The organism is Verrucomicrobiota bacterium, from assembly GCA_016200005.1.
GTDB lineage: Bacteria > Verrucomicrobiota > Verrucomicrobiia > Limisphaerales > PALSA-1396 > PALSA-1396.
Genome location: JACQFP010000078.1, coordinates 1 through 19135 on the forward strand (window position 1 = coordinate 1; position 19135 = coordinate 19135).

19 protein-coding genes are annotated in these 19135 nt (G+C 56.3%); 6 read left to right on the forward strand and 13 right to left on the reverse strand.

What is annotated here, in order from left to right; translation table 11 throughout:
* Positions 1-88: 88 nt before the first annotated feature.
* Positions 89-1021 carry a hypothetical protein gene (locus HY298_24840; GenBank protein MBI3853488.1) on the reverse strand — a complete coding sequence of 311 codons (933 nt, stop codon included), beginning with the start codon at positions 1019-1021 and terminating at the stop codon, positions 89-91.
* A gap of 166 nt (positions 1022-1187) precedes the next feature.
* Between HY298_24840 and HY298_24845 the strand changes: the two genes are divergently transcribed.
* On the forward strand, positions 1188-1559 hold the full coding sequence (locus tag HY298_24845; protein MBI3853489.1) for a YkgJ family cysteine cluster protein: 372 nt from the start codon (positions 1188-1190) through the stop codon (positions 1557-1559).
* Between the two features lie 25 nt (positions 1560-1584).
* On the opposite strand, the gene HY298_24850 is transcribed toward HY298_24845, so the two are convergent.
* From HY298_24850 to HY298_24870, 5 genes are all read right to left on the reverse strand, one after another.
* Complete coding sequence (locus tag HY298_24850) at positions 1585-2532, reverse strand: methionyl-tRNA formyltransferase (GenBank protein MBI3853490.1); 948 nt, start codon at positions 2530-2532, stop codon at positions 1585-1587.
* Positions 2533-2589: 57 nt separating this feature from the next.
* Positions 2590-2826, reverse strand: a complete 237-nt coding sequence (locus HY298_24855) for a hypothetical protein (protein MBI3853491.1) — start codon at positions 2824-2826, stop codon at positions 2590-2592.
* Positions 2827-2834: 8 nt separating this feature from the next.
* On the reverse strand, positions 2835-3416 hold the full coding sequence (locus tag HY298_24860) for a nucleoside monophosphate kinase (GenBank protein MBI3853492.1): 582 nt from the start codon (positions 3414-3416) through the stop codon (positions 2835-2837).
* Positions 3417-3496: 80 nt separating this feature from the next.
* Entirely contained in the window at positions 3497-4495 is a 999-nt protein-coding gene (locus HY298_24865) for a hypothetical protein (GenBank protein ID MBI3853493.1), read from the reverse strand.
* A gap of 48 nt (positions 4496-4543) precedes the next feature.
* The gene (locus tag HY298_24870; GenBank protein ID MBI3853494.1) at positions 4544-5971 is read right to left on the reverse strand and encodes an NAD(P)H-hydrate dehydratase; all 1428 of its coding nucleotides are present in this window, start codon (positions 5969-5971) and stop codon (positions 4544-4546) included.
* Positions 5972-6179: 208 nt separating this feature from the next.
* Between HY298_24870 and HY298_24875 the strand changes: the two genes are divergently transcribed.
* Together HY298_24875 and HY298_24880 are read left to right on the forward strand one after the other, a co-directional pair.
* A complete protein-coding gene (locus HY298_24875; GenBank protein MBI3853495.1) occupies positions 6180-6500 on the forward strand; it encodes a nucleotidyltransferase domain-containing protein in 321 nt (106 codons plus the stop codon).
* Positions 6493-6906, forward strand: coding sequence for a HEPN domain-containing protein (locus HY298_24880; GenBank protein MBI3853496.1), 414 nt, complete (start codon positions 6493-6495; stop codon positions 6904-6906). The genes HY298_24875 and HY298_24880 overlap by 8 nt, the downstream gene beginning before the upstream one ends.
* A gap of 46 nt (positions 6907-6952) precedes the next feature.
* Here the strand turns inward: HY298_24880 and HY298_24885 are convergent, their stop codons facing one another.
* The 6 genes from HY298_24885 to msrP form a co-directional block, all read right to left on the reverse strand.
* Positions 6953-7558 carry a DUF1211 domain-containing protein gene (locus tag HY298_24885; GenBank protein MBI3853497.1) on the reverse strand — a complete coding sequence of 202 codons (606 nt, stop codon included), beginning with the start codon at positions 7556-7558 and terminating at the stop codon, positions 6953-6955.
* 205 nt (positions 7559-7763) lie between these two features.
* Entirely contained in the window at positions 7764-8174 is a 411-nt protein-coding gene (locus HY298_24890) for a very short patch repair endonuclease (GenBank protein ID MBI3853498.1), read from the reverse strand.
* A gap of 12 nt (positions 8175-8186) precedes the next feature.
* Complete coding sequence (locus tag HY298_24895; GenBank protein MBI3853499.1) at positions 8187-9461, reverse strand: hypothetical protein; 1275 nt, start codon at positions 9459-9461, stop codon at positions 8187-8189.
* Between the two features lie 3 nt (positions 9462-9464).
* Positions 9465-11423: an ATP-binding protein gene (locus HY298_24900; protein MBI3853500.1), complete on the reverse strand. Its 1959-nt coding sequence runs from the start codon at positions 11421-11423 to the stop codon at positions 9465-9467.
* Entirely contained in the window at positions 11416-12516 is a 1101-nt protein-coding gene (locus tag HY298_24905; GenBank protein MBI3853501.1) for a DNA cytosine methyltransferase, read from the reverse strand. Before HY298_24905 ends, HY298_24900 begins: the two co-directional genes overlap by 8 nt.
* A gap of 322 nt (positions 12517-12838) precedes the next feature.
* On the reverse strand, positions 12839-13843 hold the full coding sequence (msrP, locus tag HY298_24910; protein MBI3853502.1) for a protein-methionine-sulfoxide reductase catalytic subunit MsrP: 1005 nt from the start codon (positions 13841-13843) through the stop codon (positions 12839-12841).
* Positions 13844-13945: 102 nt separating this feature from the next.
* Here msrP and HY298_24915 point away from each other — a divergent pair, with 102 nt between their 5' ends.
* From HY298_24915 to HY298_24925, 3 genes are all read left to right on the forward strand, one after another.
* On the forward strand, positions 13946-15007 hold the full coding sequence (locus HY298_24915) for an exo-alpha-sialidase (protein MBI3853503.1): 1062 nt from the start codon (positions 13946-13948) through the stop codon (positions 15005-15007).
* A 75-nt stretch (positions 15008-15082) separates the two neighbouring features.
* The gene (locus HY298_24920; protein ID MBI3853504.1) at positions 15083-16930 is read left to right on the forward strand and encodes a redoxin domain-containing protein; all 1848 of its coding nucleotides are present in this window, start codon (positions 15083-15085) and stop codon (positions 16928-16930) included.
* A gap of 17 nt (positions 16931-16947) precedes the next feature.
* Positions 16948-17955, forward strand: coding sequence for an NADP-dependent oxidoreductase (locus tag HY298_24925; protein MBI3853505.1), 1008 nt, complete (start codon positions 16948-16950; stop codon positions 17953-17955).
* A gap of 117 nt (positions 17956-18072) precedes the next feature.
* Here the strand turns inward: HY298_24925 and HY298_24930 are convergent, their stop codons facing one another.
* On the reverse strand, positions 18073-18507 hold the full coding sequence (locus tag HY298_24930; GenBank protein ID MBI3853506.1) for a DUF5069 domain-containing protein: 435 nt from the start codon (positions 18505-18507) through the stop codon (positions 18073-18075).
* Positions 18508-19135 lie beyond the last annotated feature (628 nt).

Genomic DNA, 19135 nt, shown 5'->3' on the forward strand with positions numbered 1-19135 from the left:
TCCCCGCAGAGCCCTATCCTCCGCTGAAGCGAGGACACTTTGCGCCTCAGCAACGCACCCCTCAAGTAAAACAGCAGCGGCGCCCTCATCATTCCAGCTTTGCTCGCACAGCCCTCTCCAACTTTGCTCGCACCACGACACGGTCGGCATAACCGAACCCGACACCACGATAAAACTCCAGGTCCGGCGGATCGTCCTTGTCCGGTGTGACGAGCAGATCGACTGGCAGAAGCGGACTGCCGTTGTGAATCAACACCGGGTCGGAAGGCTCCCAGTGGTCGCCATCCTCGCTCCAGCGCACCGAACAGACCCGGCGCACCTGGCCAGTGCGGGTGTTGCCGTGATCGGGCAGATGTTTCTTCACAATTTGAAAACTCTTGGTGGTGGTCACGAAGCGTTGGAGTCGCGGGCTCCACAATTGTCCCCACGAATCGCCATCGTAATAAACCGGATTGTTCGTGCCGGGCGTCCAGCGCCGGCCATCGCTGCTGTGATAGGTGTTGTTGCAGAATCCTTCGCGCAGCAAAACTCCTTTGAGGCAGACGAACTCGTTCCGCACTGGATTGTGCGCAATGGTGGCATAATGTGTCCAGGCGCCCGGCTCGCTCGTGAAGACGACTTCGCGTTCTTCGTAATGAACCCCGTCTCGCGTGACCGCGTGATGAATGTTCCAGCGCGACAGTTTCTTTGTCGGGTCGCCGGACTCGCCGTAGATGTCATGCCCACCCGTGTAGCCGTAAACTTCCCAGTTACCGTCGAGGCGCGGGACGCAACATTTGACTTCAAATCCGGGATCCTCGCACTCACCCAGGGGCCGGAGCGGGTTGGCACCGAACGTGAGCTTGCCCCAGACATCGGAAACGTCCTGTTCGTCCGTGAACAACAATTTTAACGGAGAAATCTGCGGGGGCTGTTGGTGGTAGGTTTTCTCGACCGGTGGCGGCGCGGGAAAAGCGCTTGCGACGGAGAGCAAGCTGTAAATCACCGCGCCGGACTGCCAGAAGGGAAACTGGGCGTTCATGGAATGGCTGATTGGTTACGGACTTGTTGTTTACGCGATCTTCCCAGTCGTGGGATTCCTGTCAAGGAACGCCGGCATCTGGCACCAAACAGAATCTGGAACTGCTCAACTTGTGTGACGCTTTGGAGAGCTTGGCATGGACTGAAGCGCGAATTAGATTGTCCCCATGCCAGTTTTCTACGAATGCCAGCGGTGCACGGCCTGCTGTCGCTGGCCGGGACAGGTGCGCTTGTCCGACGAGGAAATCGCGCGGCTGGCCGCGTTCAAGAATCTGACAGAGTTCGATTTCATCCAGCAATTTACCCGGCTCGCGAAAGATCGGCGCGGACTTTCTTTGCAGGAGAAGCCAGATGGCGAATGTATTTTCCTCGATGGCGACGATTGTTCTGTGCAGCCCGTTAAACCTCAGCAATGCCAAGCCTTTCCGAACCTCTGGAACTTTCCCGGCTTCGAAAAAGTCTGTCACGCCGTTCCGCGAATGGTCGGTGCGGAAGAATACGAACGGAGGGTCGCCAGTGTGACGACCCCGACAGCCTGAAGGCTGAACTCCAACACCGTGGAATTCAGTCCAGTCGCTGGCTAGGTTTCAACTCATGGCCGGCGAGAAATTCCTGCGCGGTCAGCCGGCGTCCACCTTCGAGTTGCAGTTTGAGAATCCGCAAGGCGCCACCACCGCACGCAACGATGATGCCCGATTTGTCGGCCAGCATAATTTCGCCAGGCCGACCTGGGCGCTCGACAACGTCCGCCTGCCAGATTTTGAGCAGGTGCGGTTTCGGTTGAGCGGCAAGATAAGTGAACGCTCCGGGCCACGGCGTGAAGGCCCGGATGCGATTCCAGAGTGTTCGCGCGGGCTGGGTCCAATCGAGGCGGCCGTTTTGTTTCGTTATCTTCGGAGCGTAGCTGACACCTTCGGCTGGCTGCGTTCGCGGTTTAATTTTTCCGGCGACGTAATCAGGAATCGTGCGGACCAGCAAATCCGCTCCTAGGTTCGCCAGCCGATCGTGAAGAGTTTCCGCGTCGTCGGTCGCAGCGATGGTTGTCGCCTGTTGGGTGAGAATGTCGCCGGTGTCCAAGCCGGCGTCCATTCTCATGATGGTGATGCCGGTTTCGGATTCGTCATGCAAAATCGCGGATTGAATCGGCGAGGCGCCGCGATATTTCGGCAGCAACGACGCGTGGACATTCAGGCAGCCAAAGCGCGGCAATTCCAGAATCGCGGGCGGCAGGATTTGGCCGTAAGCCGCGACGGTGATCAGGTCGGGTTGCAACTGCCGCAGTTCCTGAACGAACTTCTCGTCGCGGGCGCGGTGGGGTTGCAGAACGGGCACGCCGAGTCGCGCGGCCAGCACTTTTACCGGCGAGGGTTGCAACTTCAGATCACGACCCTTGGGACGGTCAGGTTGTGTGACGACCGCGATTGGTTTGAACTCCGGCCGTTGCGCCAGCGCCGCCAGGCTGGCGCAGGCAATTTCCGCGGTGCCCATGAAGATGATTCGCAGCGGTGACATTGGTCAGGGACCAAAGTAAAAGCGCAACACGCGGAAAGCGCGAATACTTTTTGCCGTTCACGGGCGCAACAGTCGTCGCGGCCGGGCCGGTCGGGCGGTGGCCGGGAGCGGCGCCACCAGCGCCGCGCCGGTCACCGTGCGTTTGCCGAGCGAGGTCGCGCACGCGGCACAAAGATATTCGTGTAACTCGCCATTCGGCAAAACGAGGAGCAACTTTTCCCGGACCGGTTGTGAGCGCCGGCATTTGGGACAATAGAGTTCGCTGGCAGTAAGTTCACCAAACTGTTGCGGCATGGGTATTCCTAGAGTTTGGCGATGATGCGCAAAATGTCGCTCAACACCTTGACGGGCTTTTGCGTCGAATCGACGTTGTGGACGAGTTTCTTCCCGTAGAAATCCAGCACGGGTTTCGTCTGAAGGTCGTAGGTTTTTTGGCGGTTGCGGATGATTTTCAAATTGGCGTCGTCGAGCCGGTTTTCGCGCAGCGCCCGGTGGTGGAGTCGCTTGATCAGCTTGTTGACATCCGGACAATGCAGATTAATCACCGCGCGCACCTTGACCGTGTCGGCCAGCATCTTGGCCTGCGCCAGATTGCGGGGAATGCCGTCCAAAACCATCGTGTCCGTGGCGGGGTTGAACTGGCCGGTCTGCGTCATGTTCTCGATGTGTTGCCGCCAGAGCCGGATGGTCGGCTCATCCGGCACGAGTTCGCCGCGACTGGAATACTCGATGAAGACACGGCCAATTTCACTTTCGACAGACATGTTGCGAAACACATCGCCGCAGGCGAAATGGAAGAAGTTGGGAATGGTGCCGAGGATTTTGCCCTGCGTTCCCTTCCCAGCGCCGGGTGCCCCGAACAATAGAATTGCGCGATACTTCATAGATTTGATTGCAATGCGTTTTGCTTCGCCGATTTTTTACTGATCGCGGCACTCGAACTGGCTGGGTGGCGTTTCGCAGTTTAAGCGTCCTTGTGTTTCAATTGGACTTGTTTGATTTCGATAAACGGGATCATGACTTCTTCGGAAGCCTGACCTTTGTCCACTTGAAAATGCATTTCGTTGGCGGCAATCCGGCTGATGCGCTGGCCGGTGAATTCGCCGCGCGAGGATTTGATCACCACCACCATGTCCTTCTCCGCGCCGCGTGGCACGACGCCAAAGAAGCCTGAGAATTTCGTTTCAAAAAAGCGCCGGTTGAAAATGAACTGGCCCCGTTCATAGACCACCGTAGGCGGCAGAGACGCCGCTGGTGCGGATGCGGGCGCGTTTCCATCCTGGGATGGAGCCGGGTGCGTTCCCGATCTTGCGATATGCAACCCGCCGGTGTCAGCCACGGGCGCTCCGCTCGCGGTTTCGGCGTATTCTTCAGGCGGCGCTTCCGGCAGCAATGCTTCTTCCTCGGCTTGCGTCAATTCTCCGCTTGGTTTCAATTGCATCGGCAGGGAAAGGAAAATGATTGGCCCGATGACAGGCGCCACGGCGGATACGCCGCACACCAACGCCACGGGTCGGGCACGGTAGTTGGAAATCTCAAACGCCGCGTAAAGGTTGCCCAGATAAAGAACAAACAGGATGAACAGGCCGATGCCTGACGAAAACAACGCGCCGATCAACGATCCGGCCACCGGACGTTCCAGCCGCGGCACTTCGTTGATGGTGATCGCCTTCCTTTGAATCTTCTCGTCCTGCGTCAACTCAATGAACGGTTCGACGAACTGGGCGGCCTTGGCGTTCTTCTTGCTGATTTCTTTCAGGTCGCTCTGCGAGAATTTGCTCCACGGGATTCGGTCCGAGTATTTGTTGTCGCCGAGCTTGATCACGACGCCGCTCTCGTCTGAGGAAACGAACTCGCCCGTCATCGTTTGTCCGTCCTTGAGTTGATAGGTCTCGGCCCGGGCGAAGTCACCGAGCAGACCGTATAACGACACGAGGGCCAAAATTGTAAAAAACCTGCGCACAGGCAATTCTCCTAACAAATGGCCGCAGGCAAAGGAAGTAAATTCACGCTACGCGCTTCCATGAATGTTGCGGCTCAACTGTTCCACCAAGTCCTCCACCGTCCAGGCGCTGTGCTCATCGCTGAGACGATCGGCAGAAACGCCGTGCTGCCACACGCCGTAGCGGATGGTTTTCAGGGCGTCACTTTGCAAAGCCGGTTGAGCGATCAACCCACCCAAATACCCGGCCAACACGTCGCCGCTGCCGCCTTGCGCCAGATAAGGATTGCCCGATGAATTGATGAAAATCTCCCCGGCACTTCGACCGACGAGCGATTGATGTCCTTTCAGTACCACCCAACAATCTCCGAATCGTTTCGAGATTTCGCGCAATGTGTTCGGGCGATTGGATTGGACCTGTTTCGAATCAGCCTTCAACAACCTTGCGGCCTCGCCCGGGTGCGGCGTGATGACACGGACGGCGTTTTTGGGCACTGTTGAATTCACCGGCAGCCAGTCCAGCGCGCTCGCGTCAACCACCATCGGCAGCGGCGAATCTTTCCAAAGCCGGCGCAACGTAATTTTCAATTCGTCCGGCACTTCGGCGGCGGCCAGGCCCGGACCAAACAAGATCGCGCTCGCCGTCGCGGGCAATCGAGGTTCAGGTTGCCACGTGGAAACCATGACGGCTTGCAGTTGGGCGGCGACGGGTTGATAAACGGTTTCCGAAGTTAACAGCGTGATCAAGCCGGGCTGGGCGCGTTGCGCGCCGCGCGCCGCCAGCACCGCCGCACCATGAAAACCGCGGCTGCCCGCGATGATGACTAAATGACCGCACGTTCCCTTGTGGCCCGCTGCCGGTCGCGGCGGCGGATAACCGGTGAAATCATCGGGCAATGTCCAGTTCAACTCACTCATGTGCGGACACGCAACCAAACCAATATCCGGCGCAACTTCGAGCCGACCGACCACCGACCACGCTTGTTGCACAAGCAACCCACGTTTGGGCGCACCGAGCGTCAGCGTGATCGAGGCTTGAATCGCCCCGCCAAACACTTCGCCCGTGTCCGCGTCCAGACCGGAAGGAACATCCACCGCGAGAATCGGTGCTCCAGCCGCGTTGACGAAATCGATGAGTTTGATCCAATGTTCATCCAGCGGCCGATTCAGACCGATCCCGAACAACGCATCAACGATCAGCGCCGGACGGTGTTTCAGTAACGACTTCAATTCGACCAGCGCCGCTGCTGGATCAGTCACGTTCAACAAAGGAACCTCGCGCCCGGCTAGATGCTCCTGGGCCAGACGCGCGTCGTCGCCGTTGTGACCTTTGCCCGCCAGAATAAGAATCGTTTCGCCGGGATGAGTGAGTTGCAGCGCGCGCCGGGCGACGAGTTGGCCGACGCGGCGAATCACCTCCGCCTCGGTCTGGCCGGTGGCCCAGGTGGCTTGCTCCCACTCGCGCATCTGCGCAACACTCAGGACGGGGACGGACATGCCGCGAAGTTAAGGCGAAGCAAATGAAACCTTCAATCCCGAAGTGCCGATTGAGGTTTCCGCCAAAAGACTTTCGGATCACTGAAACAAGAATGGGCGTGGCCACGCTCGCGAGCCGCACGAGGAAATACTGCCTCAGGAGGCGGCGAAGAACAACAGGGTTAAACCGGGGCTTTCCATCGCGCCTGCCTTGTGCTAAAAAGAAACCATGAAAGCGATCAACGAAGGTTTGCTGCAAACCGCCACCCAAAAACTGGTCGCGGAATTTCAGCCGGAGCAAATCTGGCTCTTTGGTTCGTACGCTTGGGGCGTGCCCACCGAAGACAGCGACGTGGATTTGATGGTGATCGTTCCCCGCAGCGACGAACGCAGTATCAAACGAATGCAGCGCGCTCATCGCTGTCTGCGCGGGATTGGTTTCGCAAAGGACGTGCTCGTTCCCACGCGCGCCCAGGTGGATCGTTACAAACACCTGCGCGCCTCCCTCTTTCACCAGGTTCTCGCCAAAGGCCGAAAACTTTATGGATGAGGCCACCACGGACCTCGTCCGCGACTGGCTGACGCGCGCGAGCCACGACTTGCAGGCCGCGCGAATCCTGGCAACGGCGGACAATCCACTCCTGGATGCGGCCATTTACCATTGCCAGCAAGCTGCGGAGAAAGCGGTCAAGGCCTGGCTGCAATCGAAGGACGATCCGTTTCCCAAAACGCACGACATCGAGGAGTTGGCGGAACAGGCCGCTAAACTGAATCCCGACTTTCAACAACTCGTAAAGCCGGCGGCCGTCTTGACGCCTTACGCCTCCGCGTTTCGCTATCCCGGCGGCGCGGACGAACCGATGCCCACGCGCGAAGAATTCGACGAAGCCCTGCAACACGCCCAAGCCATTTACGATTTCGTGCTGAATCTGCTTCCGGCGGAAGCGCGACCATGAAACGTCAACGGACAAAATATACGAAAGCCGATCAATGGTTCATGGTTTAGTCTCCACGTTTCTCCAGCACACGCTCGATGCGGCGGTCGGGAACGAGCCACAGCAGGGCGACGAACACATACAAGCCGCTCGCAATCCACGGACTCACGAACGCGAGCGGGATGGCGATGAGATAGAGCGCCGGAGAGAGCTTACCTTTCCAATCGCTGCCGATGGCGGACGCGAGCAGGGAGTCGCGGCCCTGCTGCGCGATGATGGTCCGTTGCAGAATGTAATAAGCAATGGCCGCCATCAGCAGCACCACGCCATAGACGGACGTGGGCGTGGGCGCGAGGTGGTTCTCGCCCATCCATCCCGTCGTGAAGGGAAAAAGCGACAGCCAGAAGAGCAGGTGCAGGTTCGCCCACAGGATGCCGCCGCTGACGTGTTTGGTGGAATGGAACATGTGGTGATGGTTGTTCCAATAGATGCCGACGTAGATGAAACTCAAAACGTAGCTCAATAGCACCGGCAGCAACGGTTTCAGGTTGGCGAGTTCATCCGGGTGCGGCATTTGTTCAGTCGGCTGCGGCACCTTCAATTCCAGCACCATGATGGTGATGATGATGGCAATGACACCATCACTGAACGCTTCGAGGCGGTTCTTTTGCATGAGCCACCAATATCAAAACAGGCGGCGACTGTCTCCTGTCTTTGCGTCCGAAAACGCCTCTCAACTCTCAACCAACGACCCTCAACCGCTTCTTAACCGCTGATAAACGCCGATGAACGCTGATTGAAAGGGCTGAAGGCCGACAGATGATAACCCAGGGCAAGCGAGATGAAGTCTGCGCCGCCCTGGGTAAACCATCAACGATTCAAACCAATGCCCTTTGAATGCGCCGCAACAAACGAATTTCATTCTTGCGGGCAAGCTCATGCTCCCAGATTCGCAACACACGCCAGTCTCTTTTCCGCAAAGTGCGAGACACGGAAAGGTCACGGGTTTTGTTTCGAATCATCTTAGCCCGCCAGTAAGTTTGATTGCTTCGTGGTGGCTTGGAATGTTTCAAGCAGCCGTGCCAAAAGCAGCCGTCCACAAAAACTGCCAGCCTAGCTTCACGGAACACGAAGTCTGGTTTTCCAATGAGAGGCCAGCACCGACGCCAACCGGAGATGCGCGCTTTGCGGAATAGGCGAACGAGTGTCAGTTCCGTGTCCTTGTTGCCGCTCGAACGAATCCGCGACATCACGTCGGAACGCTTTCGGATGGAAAACACGTCGGCCATTTGCTGTAAAGGTCACTTCATCTCAACGATTTCACCATCGTCAACCCACTTAACGTATGCGGCGCGGTCGTAGCCCGCCGATTCGAGCAGACTAGCGTGTGCATCTCGCAACTCGGCTTTGAGTTCGGGATTTGCGGCGAGTTCCTCGTCAATGTCGCAAATTATAGAAACCAATTCGGCAAGCTTGACCGCGCACTCACGCTCGTCGGGATACTTCTTTGCGGGCAGGCTTAGTTTTGTCATTCCGCTCTCATCCACAGGTGGGGCGATGTTTGGCCTTAGTGCGAACGCGAGTGAAAGCATGATTGCTCCCTTATCTTTGTTTATGCAGTGCCGAAAACTCTTGCGCATAACAATTGTCCACTGAGGCTTAGCTCTTTGGCACAGCGCCAACAGCCACTTTCCAAGCGCAACGCTAAACAGTTGCACCAGGTGATCCTCATTCAGTGCCGACAGGTTAAGTGAAGTCGCGGCACTCCGAAAAGCTTCTTCAGGCAGGAACTTCCTAATTTGGTCGGCAAAGTCTTTGTGCTTGGTAAAATTGTCACGGGTCGGACCGCACAGGGTTTGCAGGCCTTCCGGGTGAACGACTGCGGGTTCAACCATCGTAGTAATAAAAAGCAGCCACTCGGTTTTCTGGTGTTCGAATTGGTAGGAGAGAAGCCGATACAAAGCGTCGTAGTATTCGGTCGGGGCTTTGGCAGTATTTGGAAACATCGAACCACATAGGTCGAGATTCACGACGTGATACGGTCCGTATTCCTTCAAGTATCGGAGTGCCTGCGATTCAGGCAAAGCGATAGATTCAAAGCGGTCCTGTAAGACGCGCGAATTTGTTGCCACACGCAGCAGGGAAGTTACGGCATTGTTAGCGACGTGAACGCGCGTTCCCTTCTGATCCGAGCCTTGGCTTTCGTTGAAACCAAGATATCGAATGAAACAATTCAACTCGTTCACATCGCGCCAAAGGGCGCGAACATCAAGCAGGTCTTCGCCAGGGATTACGAGACACCGGAGCGGGCGATCCAAGCCTACGTTTGCGGGCAAATCAAACTTAACCCCGGCGCTGGAGGTTTCATCAAGCGACCATTCACCTTCATCCTGCTGTAGCTGTTGTCGCCAATAGCGCTTAATCATTCGCGCTGTCAGCTCGTTCCACTGAAAACGCCGGATGTATTCTTTTTTCACCCGATGCCACGGAAGAAACTTGTCCCGCGGCGGCTCTGTATGTGCAGGCAGCTCGTCCTGTATGATGTCATCAGCAAAGTCAGACCCTTCGGAACTCATGCGCTAACCTTCCAGTAAAACGATCTCGAGAATGTCGCGAACAAGTTTTTCCTGCTCATCGAACGACAGCCTTTCAAGCAATCCCCATCCGTGCAGAAGCTGAACAACAGCGACGGCTTTCTTTTCAGCCAGTTTTCGCCTCTCGCCTTCCGCTGAAGTGGTGTATTTCGCTGGAGACGGCGGAAGCACTACATTTTTCCTGAGAGCGATCATGCCTTCGCTGCGTAGCTTTCGCGCTTCTGATTGCTTGGCCGGTTCAAGCAAAACAACTTCAGGAACGTCCTCCACCCCACGTGCTTTCAAAGCTGCTTCGACCTTTTCCTCAACTTTTTCCCGGACTCTCTTTCCCTGCGTCACAAGTTTGTGTGATCGTACGTCGCTGCCAATTTCTTTGTGGCGGTTGGCAAGTTGTCTCAGCGCAGAGTGCAGCCATTTGACGAGATATTGGTAGTGTGGATGCGCGTAGTTAAAAGATTCGCGGTCGATGTTTATTGCCCCGTCCAGACCTTCGCGCACAAAAATCTCTGCGGTGATTTGCCGGGTGCGCGTTTGCTCTGACACTTGGTATCCCATGAATGTCCTATCAAAAAGCGCACCCGAGGCATTGCCGACGCGCAGGATTACCCCTTGATGCTGCTTCGGAATAATTCGGGGTGACCAAAAAAGATACGCTTCAAACACCAATGGTCCGCCGCTCATTTCCACGTGCTTCTTCTCAAACTTCTGGGAGTCATGACCTATGAACAACAATGGGTTTTTTACAGCGGTCTTTGTCTTCGGGAGGTTTCGATAGAGAATCGGGCGAAACAACTGCACGCCGTCAATAAACACGTCGAACCTTTCTCCCGGAGCACCGTTGGGAGTTTTGAGTCGCAGGGCCTTTCGCGGGGTTTCACCATTTTCAAGTTTGAGTTTTTTAGCCTGTCCACGCGCACGGTTTTCGATTTCAAAGAACACAAATTCCTCGTCGCCAGCTAAATCAAACGGATGCCCTTCAAGATATTCGAGTGGCGCAGAAACAGAGAGTGTCCAGAGCGTCTGCAGATATCGATCCAAGAAAATATCCAGGTCAACTGACTCGGTTTCCACGGCGGCATCACGCACAGCGTTTACAAACTTTTCAAAACGCTCTCGCGGCTGATCGTTTTCGTCCCACGGCAATTGTGGTTGCACTTCGAGCAGTTCCTCCTGCTTCGGCTTCATGCGACCGATGTGCCAAGCCGGCGGCTTTGTCTTTTCGACTTCGGCCTCCGCCTTCTCATAGTCAATCTTCGTCCAAAGGTCATCACTTGCCAGTTCGGCGCGCGTGCGCGGAAGCAGATCGAGCAATTTGACTTCTGTCCCGTGAGAATTCCGGTCGGTCGCACGTTCGCGCCAAATGCGTGCGTGTCCCGTTTCGATTTCGCGCCGCCCGCCTTCCTTTAGTGGAAGCAATTTTTGCTGCCCGCCGACTGAGCCAAGCGTGATGTCCGCAATTGTCCGGTGGGTGTCGCCCTTTGTTTTTGTGATGATGAGAAAATGTCGCGTAAACTGCGCAACAGAGAAAAGACCGATGCCGAGCTTCCCAATCAGTTGACGCCCGCCTGGGCTGCGGTTTTCGTCAGTCTTGGCCGTGACACCTAGCTCCTTGCCTTCTTCACTCCGTTTCACGCTGCCACCGATATGTTTGATGAGGTGCTCTAACACTTCGGGAGATAGGCCAAGCCCGTTATCACGGATGGAAATTTGCGCGAATCGCGGTGCATCAGTCAGTATGACTACCTCTGCCGAATCCGCGTCGTATGCGTTAGAGATTAGTTCGCGCAAAGCCGAAGAAGGCTGTCGATAAATGCCGTCTGTGATGCGAGCCAGCACGCGCTCGTCGGTGGCAAGCATTGTCTCCACCGGCATTCGTGACTTCTCTGACGCGCGAATTTGCTCCGCGAGTGGCTGCTCTACCGGGGTGGTTTTGGATTTAGCCATGCAGGCAGACAGGAATGTCGGCCAACTCGGCAAGTACGGATAGAACTGCTTTCGCAAGCGGAGGCGGCACAGCGTTGGTCACTTGTTCCATCTGATTGGCGAAAGAACCATAAACTCGGAAACTGTCCGGGAATCCCTGAAGTCTGGCAGCTTCTCGCACGGTTATGCTGCGCGGTTCTTTGAAGTGTGCAGGCGGCGCTCGGTGGCCGGAAAAAAGCGTGTTCGAAAGGCGAGTCGGATGCAGGCGGCGGTATGACATCGGGCCAGTGCCTGGGTCAATGGCCGCAATCTTCTTCATCACTCGCTCAGAGTGCCGCATGGCGAAATGATTGGCAACGCCACCGTAATCTTTGTCATCGTCGTAGTCGTCGGGACGGACTTTGGGATCGGACAATCCATTCAGCGTTTCCCTTGCGCCAACGGGATCGGTCTTGAATTCCTCCAGTCGCTCCAAAACGACATGCTCATCGATGGGCTGCTTGGTCACTAAAAAGAATGCGCGTCTCCGTTTCTGTGACACTCCAAATTCCGATGCGTCGAGAACGATGTGCGTGATGTGAAACTCGCCCTGCTGAATTATTTGCTCAAATTTCCGAATTCGATCACTGTGCTTGTCTGCGAGTAACATCGAGACGTTTTCGATCAGTGCACAGTCAGGCTGTAGCTTTGAGACAGCGCGCGCAACGGCAACCAGCACCTGATTGCGCGGGTCTGCGGGATCGCGAGAACCGGCAGCGGAGAAACCCTGACATGGCGGCCCTGAAAGAATTATCGTTGGCTGGTTTGCAGCTTTGAATGGTTCTAATAACTTTGCGCATTCCGCGAGAATTGTTTTGGAACGAACGCTTCCTTCCAAAGCTTTGGTGGCAGGGAAGTTTTTGGAGAACGTCTTGAGAGCGCTTGAATTGACGTCCACGCCGGCGACGATTTGCACACCTAGTTTCTTGGCGGCCAGAGACAGCCCACCCAAACCGCAGCACAAATCAACCGCACCCGGCGCAGTGGGCGGGGTGCATTGGACGGCGAGGCTTTGTTCCGAACGGTTAGACGGTCGGTTCGTGCCATTGATTGCCTGTTCGGTCGTTGAAATCACTTGGTTGCCTTTCAGACTGTTACACGCAAGCCAGTTTCATTGCCATCATTTTCAAATGCGCAAAGTTGGCTAGAATTTCAAGGTTTTCACGCGAAACATTCAACTCCTCACCCCCAGCCGCTCTTCGTTCAAAGCGTATGGCCTGGGCTATTATCTGTCGGGTTGTCAGCCCTGTGAATCAGCGTTCATCCGCGTCAATCAGCGGTTCAGAAGCGGTTGAGGGCCGTTGGTTGAGAGTTGAGAGGGGAGCAGAGCACTTCATCGGAGGTCCTCACCCCAGTCCGGCTCCCATCCGATTGGCAAGGGTAGCGGTCGCCTCGTTTCACTTCGCATACAGCTTCGCCACGTAGCTGCCGTAACCGTTGTAAGGCTGCGTCCGGACGCGGTCGCCGCTGTCGATCATGCGTTCCGTCGCCTGTGACCAGCGCGGGTGCGGCACGGCGGGGTTGACATTGGATTCAAACGGATACTCGTCCGGCGCGAGCGTTTCCCACAAGGTCGCCGGTTGCTGCGTGACGAACTCGATCTTCACAATCGACTTGATGCTCTTGTAGCCGTATTTCCACGGCACGATGATGCGGATGGGTGCGCCATGCTGCTTGGGCAACGGCTTGCCGTAAATGCCGGTGACCAACATCGTCAGCGGATTCATCGCTTCATCCAGCCGGAGGCCCTCGGTATAAGGCAGCGGATAACCTTGCTGAATCAGCCTGGCCCAGCCCGGCGCTTGATCGGGACGATTGAAAGTCTGCCATCGAATAAATTTGGCTTCCGGTTTGGGAGAAACTTTTTCGATGAGTTTGCTGAGCGGAAAACCGGTCCAAGGAACAATCATGCCCCACGCTTCCACACAACGAAAGCGATAGACCCGCTCTTCCATCGGCATCGTCACAATCAATTCCTGAACGTCGAGCGTCATCGGTTTTTCAACAAGGCCACTGATTTCGACCGGCCACGGCGCGGTGACGAATTTGTCCACGAGTTGGCGCACGCGGTCCTTGGTCGTGGAGAATTCGTAGAAGTTGTTGTACGTGCCCGCGATCTTTTCATTCGTCAACGGCCAGCCGGGATTGAACTCCGGGTTGCGCGGGTAAGGGTATTTGCCGGGGGACACTGGCGAGCCGGACGGTTTCGGCTCCGGTGTCGCGGTGGCGGCAGCAGGTGGATTCGCCGCTTCTTTCGAACAACCGAGGAGCGGCAACGACATCAAGCCGGCGCTCGTGACTCCCATCTGCTTGAGGAAGCGGCGGCGATTCAGGAACACGGATTCCGGCGTAACGTGCCGCTCTGGAATAAACCAATCCGGACGACGAATGATATTGAACATGGGATCAAGTTGCTTCAACGTGGTTCATATTTCATCATCACAATCACAAACACAAATGGAAAAAATTTTCCGCTTATGCAAATAAAAATCCCGCTTGCTTCGATGACCTGCCTGGCCGTTGGATTCATCTCGATGACATTGACTGCCGCCGAGCCGGGTGGTTCCTCAGGAGGCGAGTTGCTCAAACAACCAGGACTCGTGACCAAGGAATTCATTTACGAACAAGCGCCCTTCCCGGAATGTCACGCCTCGACCATTGCCGAAACGAAAGGCGGACTCGTGGCCGCGTGGTTCGGCGGCACAGGCGAGAAAAATCCGGACGTGGGCATCTGGGTCGCGCGGCACGAGGGCGGCAAATGGACGCCGCCGGTCGAAGCCGCCAACGGCGTGCAAAGCCCGACGCAACGCTTCGCGTGTTGGAATCCTGCGCTGTTCCAGCCCAAGAGCGGGCCATTGCTGTTGTTCTACAAGGTTGGTCCGAATCCGCGCGACTGGTGGGGCATGTTGAAAACATCGAGTGATGACGGCAAAACGTGGTCGGAGGCGCGGCGCTTGCCGGAAGGTATTCTCGGTCCGATCAAGAACAAGCCAATCCAACTCGCCAACGGTGATCTGCTTTCTCCCAGCAGCACGGAAGACAATGGCTGGCACGTCCACTTGGAACGCTCCAGTGACTTGGGCAAGACCTGGCAGAAGAGCGTGCCGGTCAACGGGCCGTTCGGCGTGATCCAACCCACCATTCTCACTCACACGGATGGACGCCTGCAAATCCTCTGTCGCAGTCAGCAAAGGAAAATTGTCGAGAGCTGGTCCTCCGACGATGGCAAAACCTGGAGCGAACTGGCTGCGACCGCATTGCCCAATCCGAATTCCGGCATCGACGCGGTGACGTTGTCCGATGGCCGTCATTTGCTGGTCTATAATCACACTTCGAGAGGCCGCTCGCCCGTGAACGTCGCGGTTTCCAAGGACGGCAAAGACTGGAAGGCGGCATTGGTTCTGGAAGATCAACCGGGCGAATACTCCTACCCTGCTGTGATTCAAACTGCGGATGGACTCGTTCATATCACTTACACCTGGAAACGTGTCAAGGTCAGACATGTCATCGTCGATCCCGCCAAACTTTCGCTGCGGGACCTGTCGGACGGTGCCTGGCCCCGCTGAATTCTTGAACAGAAAAGTTGCCTTCAGCGTCTTTACGCGTAACTTGCCACGGCCTTCAGCCGTTAGAACATTGTCATGAGGATAAAGAAAATCTTGTTTCGAAACACCACAATGGGTTTCGTGTTGCTGGCGTTACTGACTTTTCCAGTCACGGCGAGGAATGATTCGGCGAAGGAAAAACCGGAAAAGGCCGCAGGCACCGTCGAGAATTTCCGGCTGCTCGATCACCAGGGCAAGTCGCACGAACTTTATCGCCAGACCCAGGCGCCGGTTGTGGTGCTGGTCGTGGCGGGGAATGGTTGCCCGATCGTCCGGCAAAGCATCGCGACGATCAAAGCGTTGCGCGACCGGTTCGCCGACAAAAAGGTGGTGTTCTGGCTGCTCGACCCCAACTCGCAGGATGATCAGGCCAGCAGCGTGGAGGAAGCCAAGGAGTTCAGCATTGATCTGCCCATCCTGATGGACAAGAACCAGCTCGTCGCCCGGTCATTGACCGCGAACCGGACGGCGGAAGCCATTGCCATCAGCACCAAGGATTGGAAAATCTTTTATCGCGGCGCCATTGATGATCGGCTCGGTTACGGCACGCAAAAAGTCAAGCCGCCCAAAACCTACCTGGCGAATGCGCTGGAAAACTTTCTGGCCGGCAAAAAGGTTTCGCCCAGCACTACGCCGGTCAAAGGCTGCGCCGTCAGTTTCGTGACGATCACGCCCAAGGAAGGCAAGACTGTTTCCTATGCTAAAGAGGTGGCGCCCATTCTCCAGAAGCACTGCGTGACCTGTCACAGTCACGGCAACATCGGGCCGTTTGCCATGTCGAGCTATGAGAAGGTCAAGGGTTGGTCTTCCACGATCCAGGAAGTGCTGCTTGAACAGCGCATGCCGCCGTGGCACGCCGATCCGCACCACGGCGCGTTCGCCAACGACCGTTCGCTCAGCTCCGAAGAAATTCAGACTCTGGTGACGTGGATCGACCAAGGCAAGCCGCGCGGCGCCGGCAACGACCCGCTGGCTGCGCAACCATCAAAGACGACCGAGGAGTGGGCCTTGGGCAAACCAGACTACATCGTTCAGATTCCAAAAGAAGTGACTGTTGAGGCGACCGGAGTTTTCCCGTATCGCTACATGATTGTTAAATCGCCAATCCCCGAAGATGCCTGGCTCAGCGCAGCGGTCGTGCGGGCGAGCAACCGCAAGGTGCTGCACCATTGCCTGGTCTTCGTGAAGTATCCGAAAGATGCCGAACACCCGCAGCCGGACAATAAAGGCGGCATCGACGGTTTCTTTACCGGCTACGTTCCCGGCACCGAGCAGACCACCTTCCCGGAAGGCACCGGGAAATTCCTACCCAAAGGCGCGCTGTTTATTTTTCAACTTCATTACACGGCCACCGGGAAAGAAGAAAAGGATCAGACCGAAATCGGTCTCTACTTGTCAAAAACCAAACCGCCGATGGAACTTCAGACCCGCGCAGCGGCACAGACGCGACTGGACATTCCGCCTGGCGACCCCAATTACGAAGTTCAGGGTAGTTTCACGTTCCAACGCGACTCGTTGCTTTATGAGATGAGTCCGCACATGCATTTCCGAGGTGCGCGTTGCCTTTACGAAGCGGTTTATCCCGACGGCAAGCGGGAACGCTTGCTCTCCGTGCCCAATTACGATTTCAACTGGCAGACCACGTACCGGCTCGCCGAACCCAAACGGATGCCCGCCGGCACCAAACTGATCTGCACCGGGGCGTTTGACAATTCGCCGCAAAACCCGGCCAATCCCGATCCAACCAAACTGGTTCACTTCGGCGAGCAGACGTTCGATGAAATGTTCATCGGCTATTTGAACTACGCCGAACTGCCGCAGACCAACGCCGCCCCGGCTGCTTCCGCCGCCAATGATAGCGCGACAAAGCAGGCTGCGAATTGACAGTCGAATCTTTCCCCGTGAACCGACAAATCGTTCTAGCCCGGCGACCGGAGGTTTTTCCTAAAGAATCTGATTTCAAGCTCGTCGAGTCGCCGATGCCAACGCCGGCGGCCGGCGAAATCCTGGTGCGCGCGCTTTATCTCTCTGTCGATCCCTATATGCGCGGTCGGATGAACGACGTGAAGTCCTACGCGCCACCCGTCAAACTCGGCGAGGTCATGGTCGGCGGAGTCGTCGGGCAGGTGATGCAATCCAATCATCCGCAGTTTCAGAAGGGGGGTTTTGTCGAGGGCTTCTTCGGTTGGCAGGAGTACGCGGTGTCCGACGGCAAGGGGGTGCGAAAAATTGATCCGACTCTTGCGCCCATTTCGACGGCGTTGAGTGTGCTCGGCATGCCGGGACTGACGGCCTATTTCGGATTATTGGACATCGGCAAACCGCAATCGGGTGAAACTGTGGTGGTGTCCGGCGCGGCGGGTGCCGTCGGTTCGATGGTCGGACAAATCGCGAAGATCAAAGGCTGCCGCGTGGTGGGCGTTGCCGGCTCGGATGAGAAGGTCGATTACCTGGTGCGCGAACTGGGTTTCGATGCCGCCTTCAATTACAAGACCACCGATGATTATTTCAAGAAGCTGAAGGAATTGTGTCCGAAAGGAATCGATGTGTATTTCGACAACGTCGGCGGCGCGATTACGGATGCGGTGTTCAAGCTGATCAACGTGAAGGCGCGCGTTTGTGTGTGCGGTCAGATCTCCCAATACAATCTGGCCAAACCGGAAGTGGGGCCGCGCTTTCTTTGGAAGCTGATCGAGAAACGGGCGCGCGTGGAAGGCTTTCTGGTGTTTCAGTTTGCCGACCGCTATGCCGAGGGACTCCGGCAGATGGCGGAATGGCTCAACGCGGGCAAAATAAAAATCCGCGAGGAGATTGCCGATGGAATCGCGAATGCGCCGCGGGCATTCATCGGCATGTTGCAAGGCCAGAACACTGGCAAGCAACTGGTGAAAATCGCCGAGGTCGAGTGAATGATTAGAGCGCGGACAGCAATGTCCGCGCGCTGGAGTTCAAGCTTCAGCTTGTCCGCAACACGCTGAAGCGTGAACTCCAGCCTTCGCGTGGCCACGGCCGGCCACGCTTCACGATCAGGTTGCAACCCTCCCCTCGTCCCATTCGATGGTTTTGAAGACGCTGTCGATGTTCGGGTCGTCGCACTGGAAATTGTACTTCTTCCTCGCCCAGGCCAACGTGTCATGCATGGGTTGGCCGGGTTTGCCGAGGCTCACGGAAAGTTCGTTCCAGCTTTTCTTCTTTTGCTCGTCGTTGCCGATGCGCGTTTCAAACCATGCGACCATTTTGTCGTCGTCGTAATTTGAGTGCTGCACCGCTTCGAGCAGTTCCTCTTTGGTCAGACCGAAATGGCGCATGAAAAAACCGTCCACGCCGCGTTCGTGAAAAAGAGGCATTTGATAATCCTCCGGCAGTTTCCCCGCCAGATGCAGGCGGATTTTGTCCGTGAACCGGGCCAGATGATTACAGCCCGCCAGTTTTTCAAGGGGACTTCGGATATTCGAGACCATACGTGATGGGTCAACGTAGATTCAGACTCGACCGGTTGTCAACACACGTACAGTGACTGGGAGGGTGAATGAAGATGAAATTGCCCAAGCGCCGGCGACTTTCTAAAGTTAGTCGCCGGTCCTGCTGCCGGGATTACACCAGAGAAGGCCAGGACGATTATTGGCTTCGTCGATAAATTTCTTGAAGGAAATGAAGAGCGCACGCCCGTCGAAACCAATGACCACCCCACCCGTAACGTGCCGTTTAGCTGAGTCACTTGGTCCCCCTGCTAGACCTTCTCGGGCGTCGGGCCTTTGGCTGGCGTCCTGACCGCTGTTGTAAGCGTAGTAGCCACCCAAATCCTGTACAGGCGGTTCCCAATGAACGTAGGCTGTCGGAGGGAAGTCGCTGGTTTTCCACTTCGGCTTGGTGTACTGCCCAAAGCTGCAAACGGCGCCGTTCATGATGTAGCTGGAAACTCGCTGGATCCGCTTCTTGAAGTTGAGTCGATTTGTATCCGGCGGATCCGTCGGACAATAATAAACCTGCCGGTTCTTGATATAAGACCAGTAAAGGCCCTGTTCGACGTATGAAATTTCCGACGGGGTTTTGAATGGGTCTGGCGCGCGCCCAGCAACCGGCATGTAA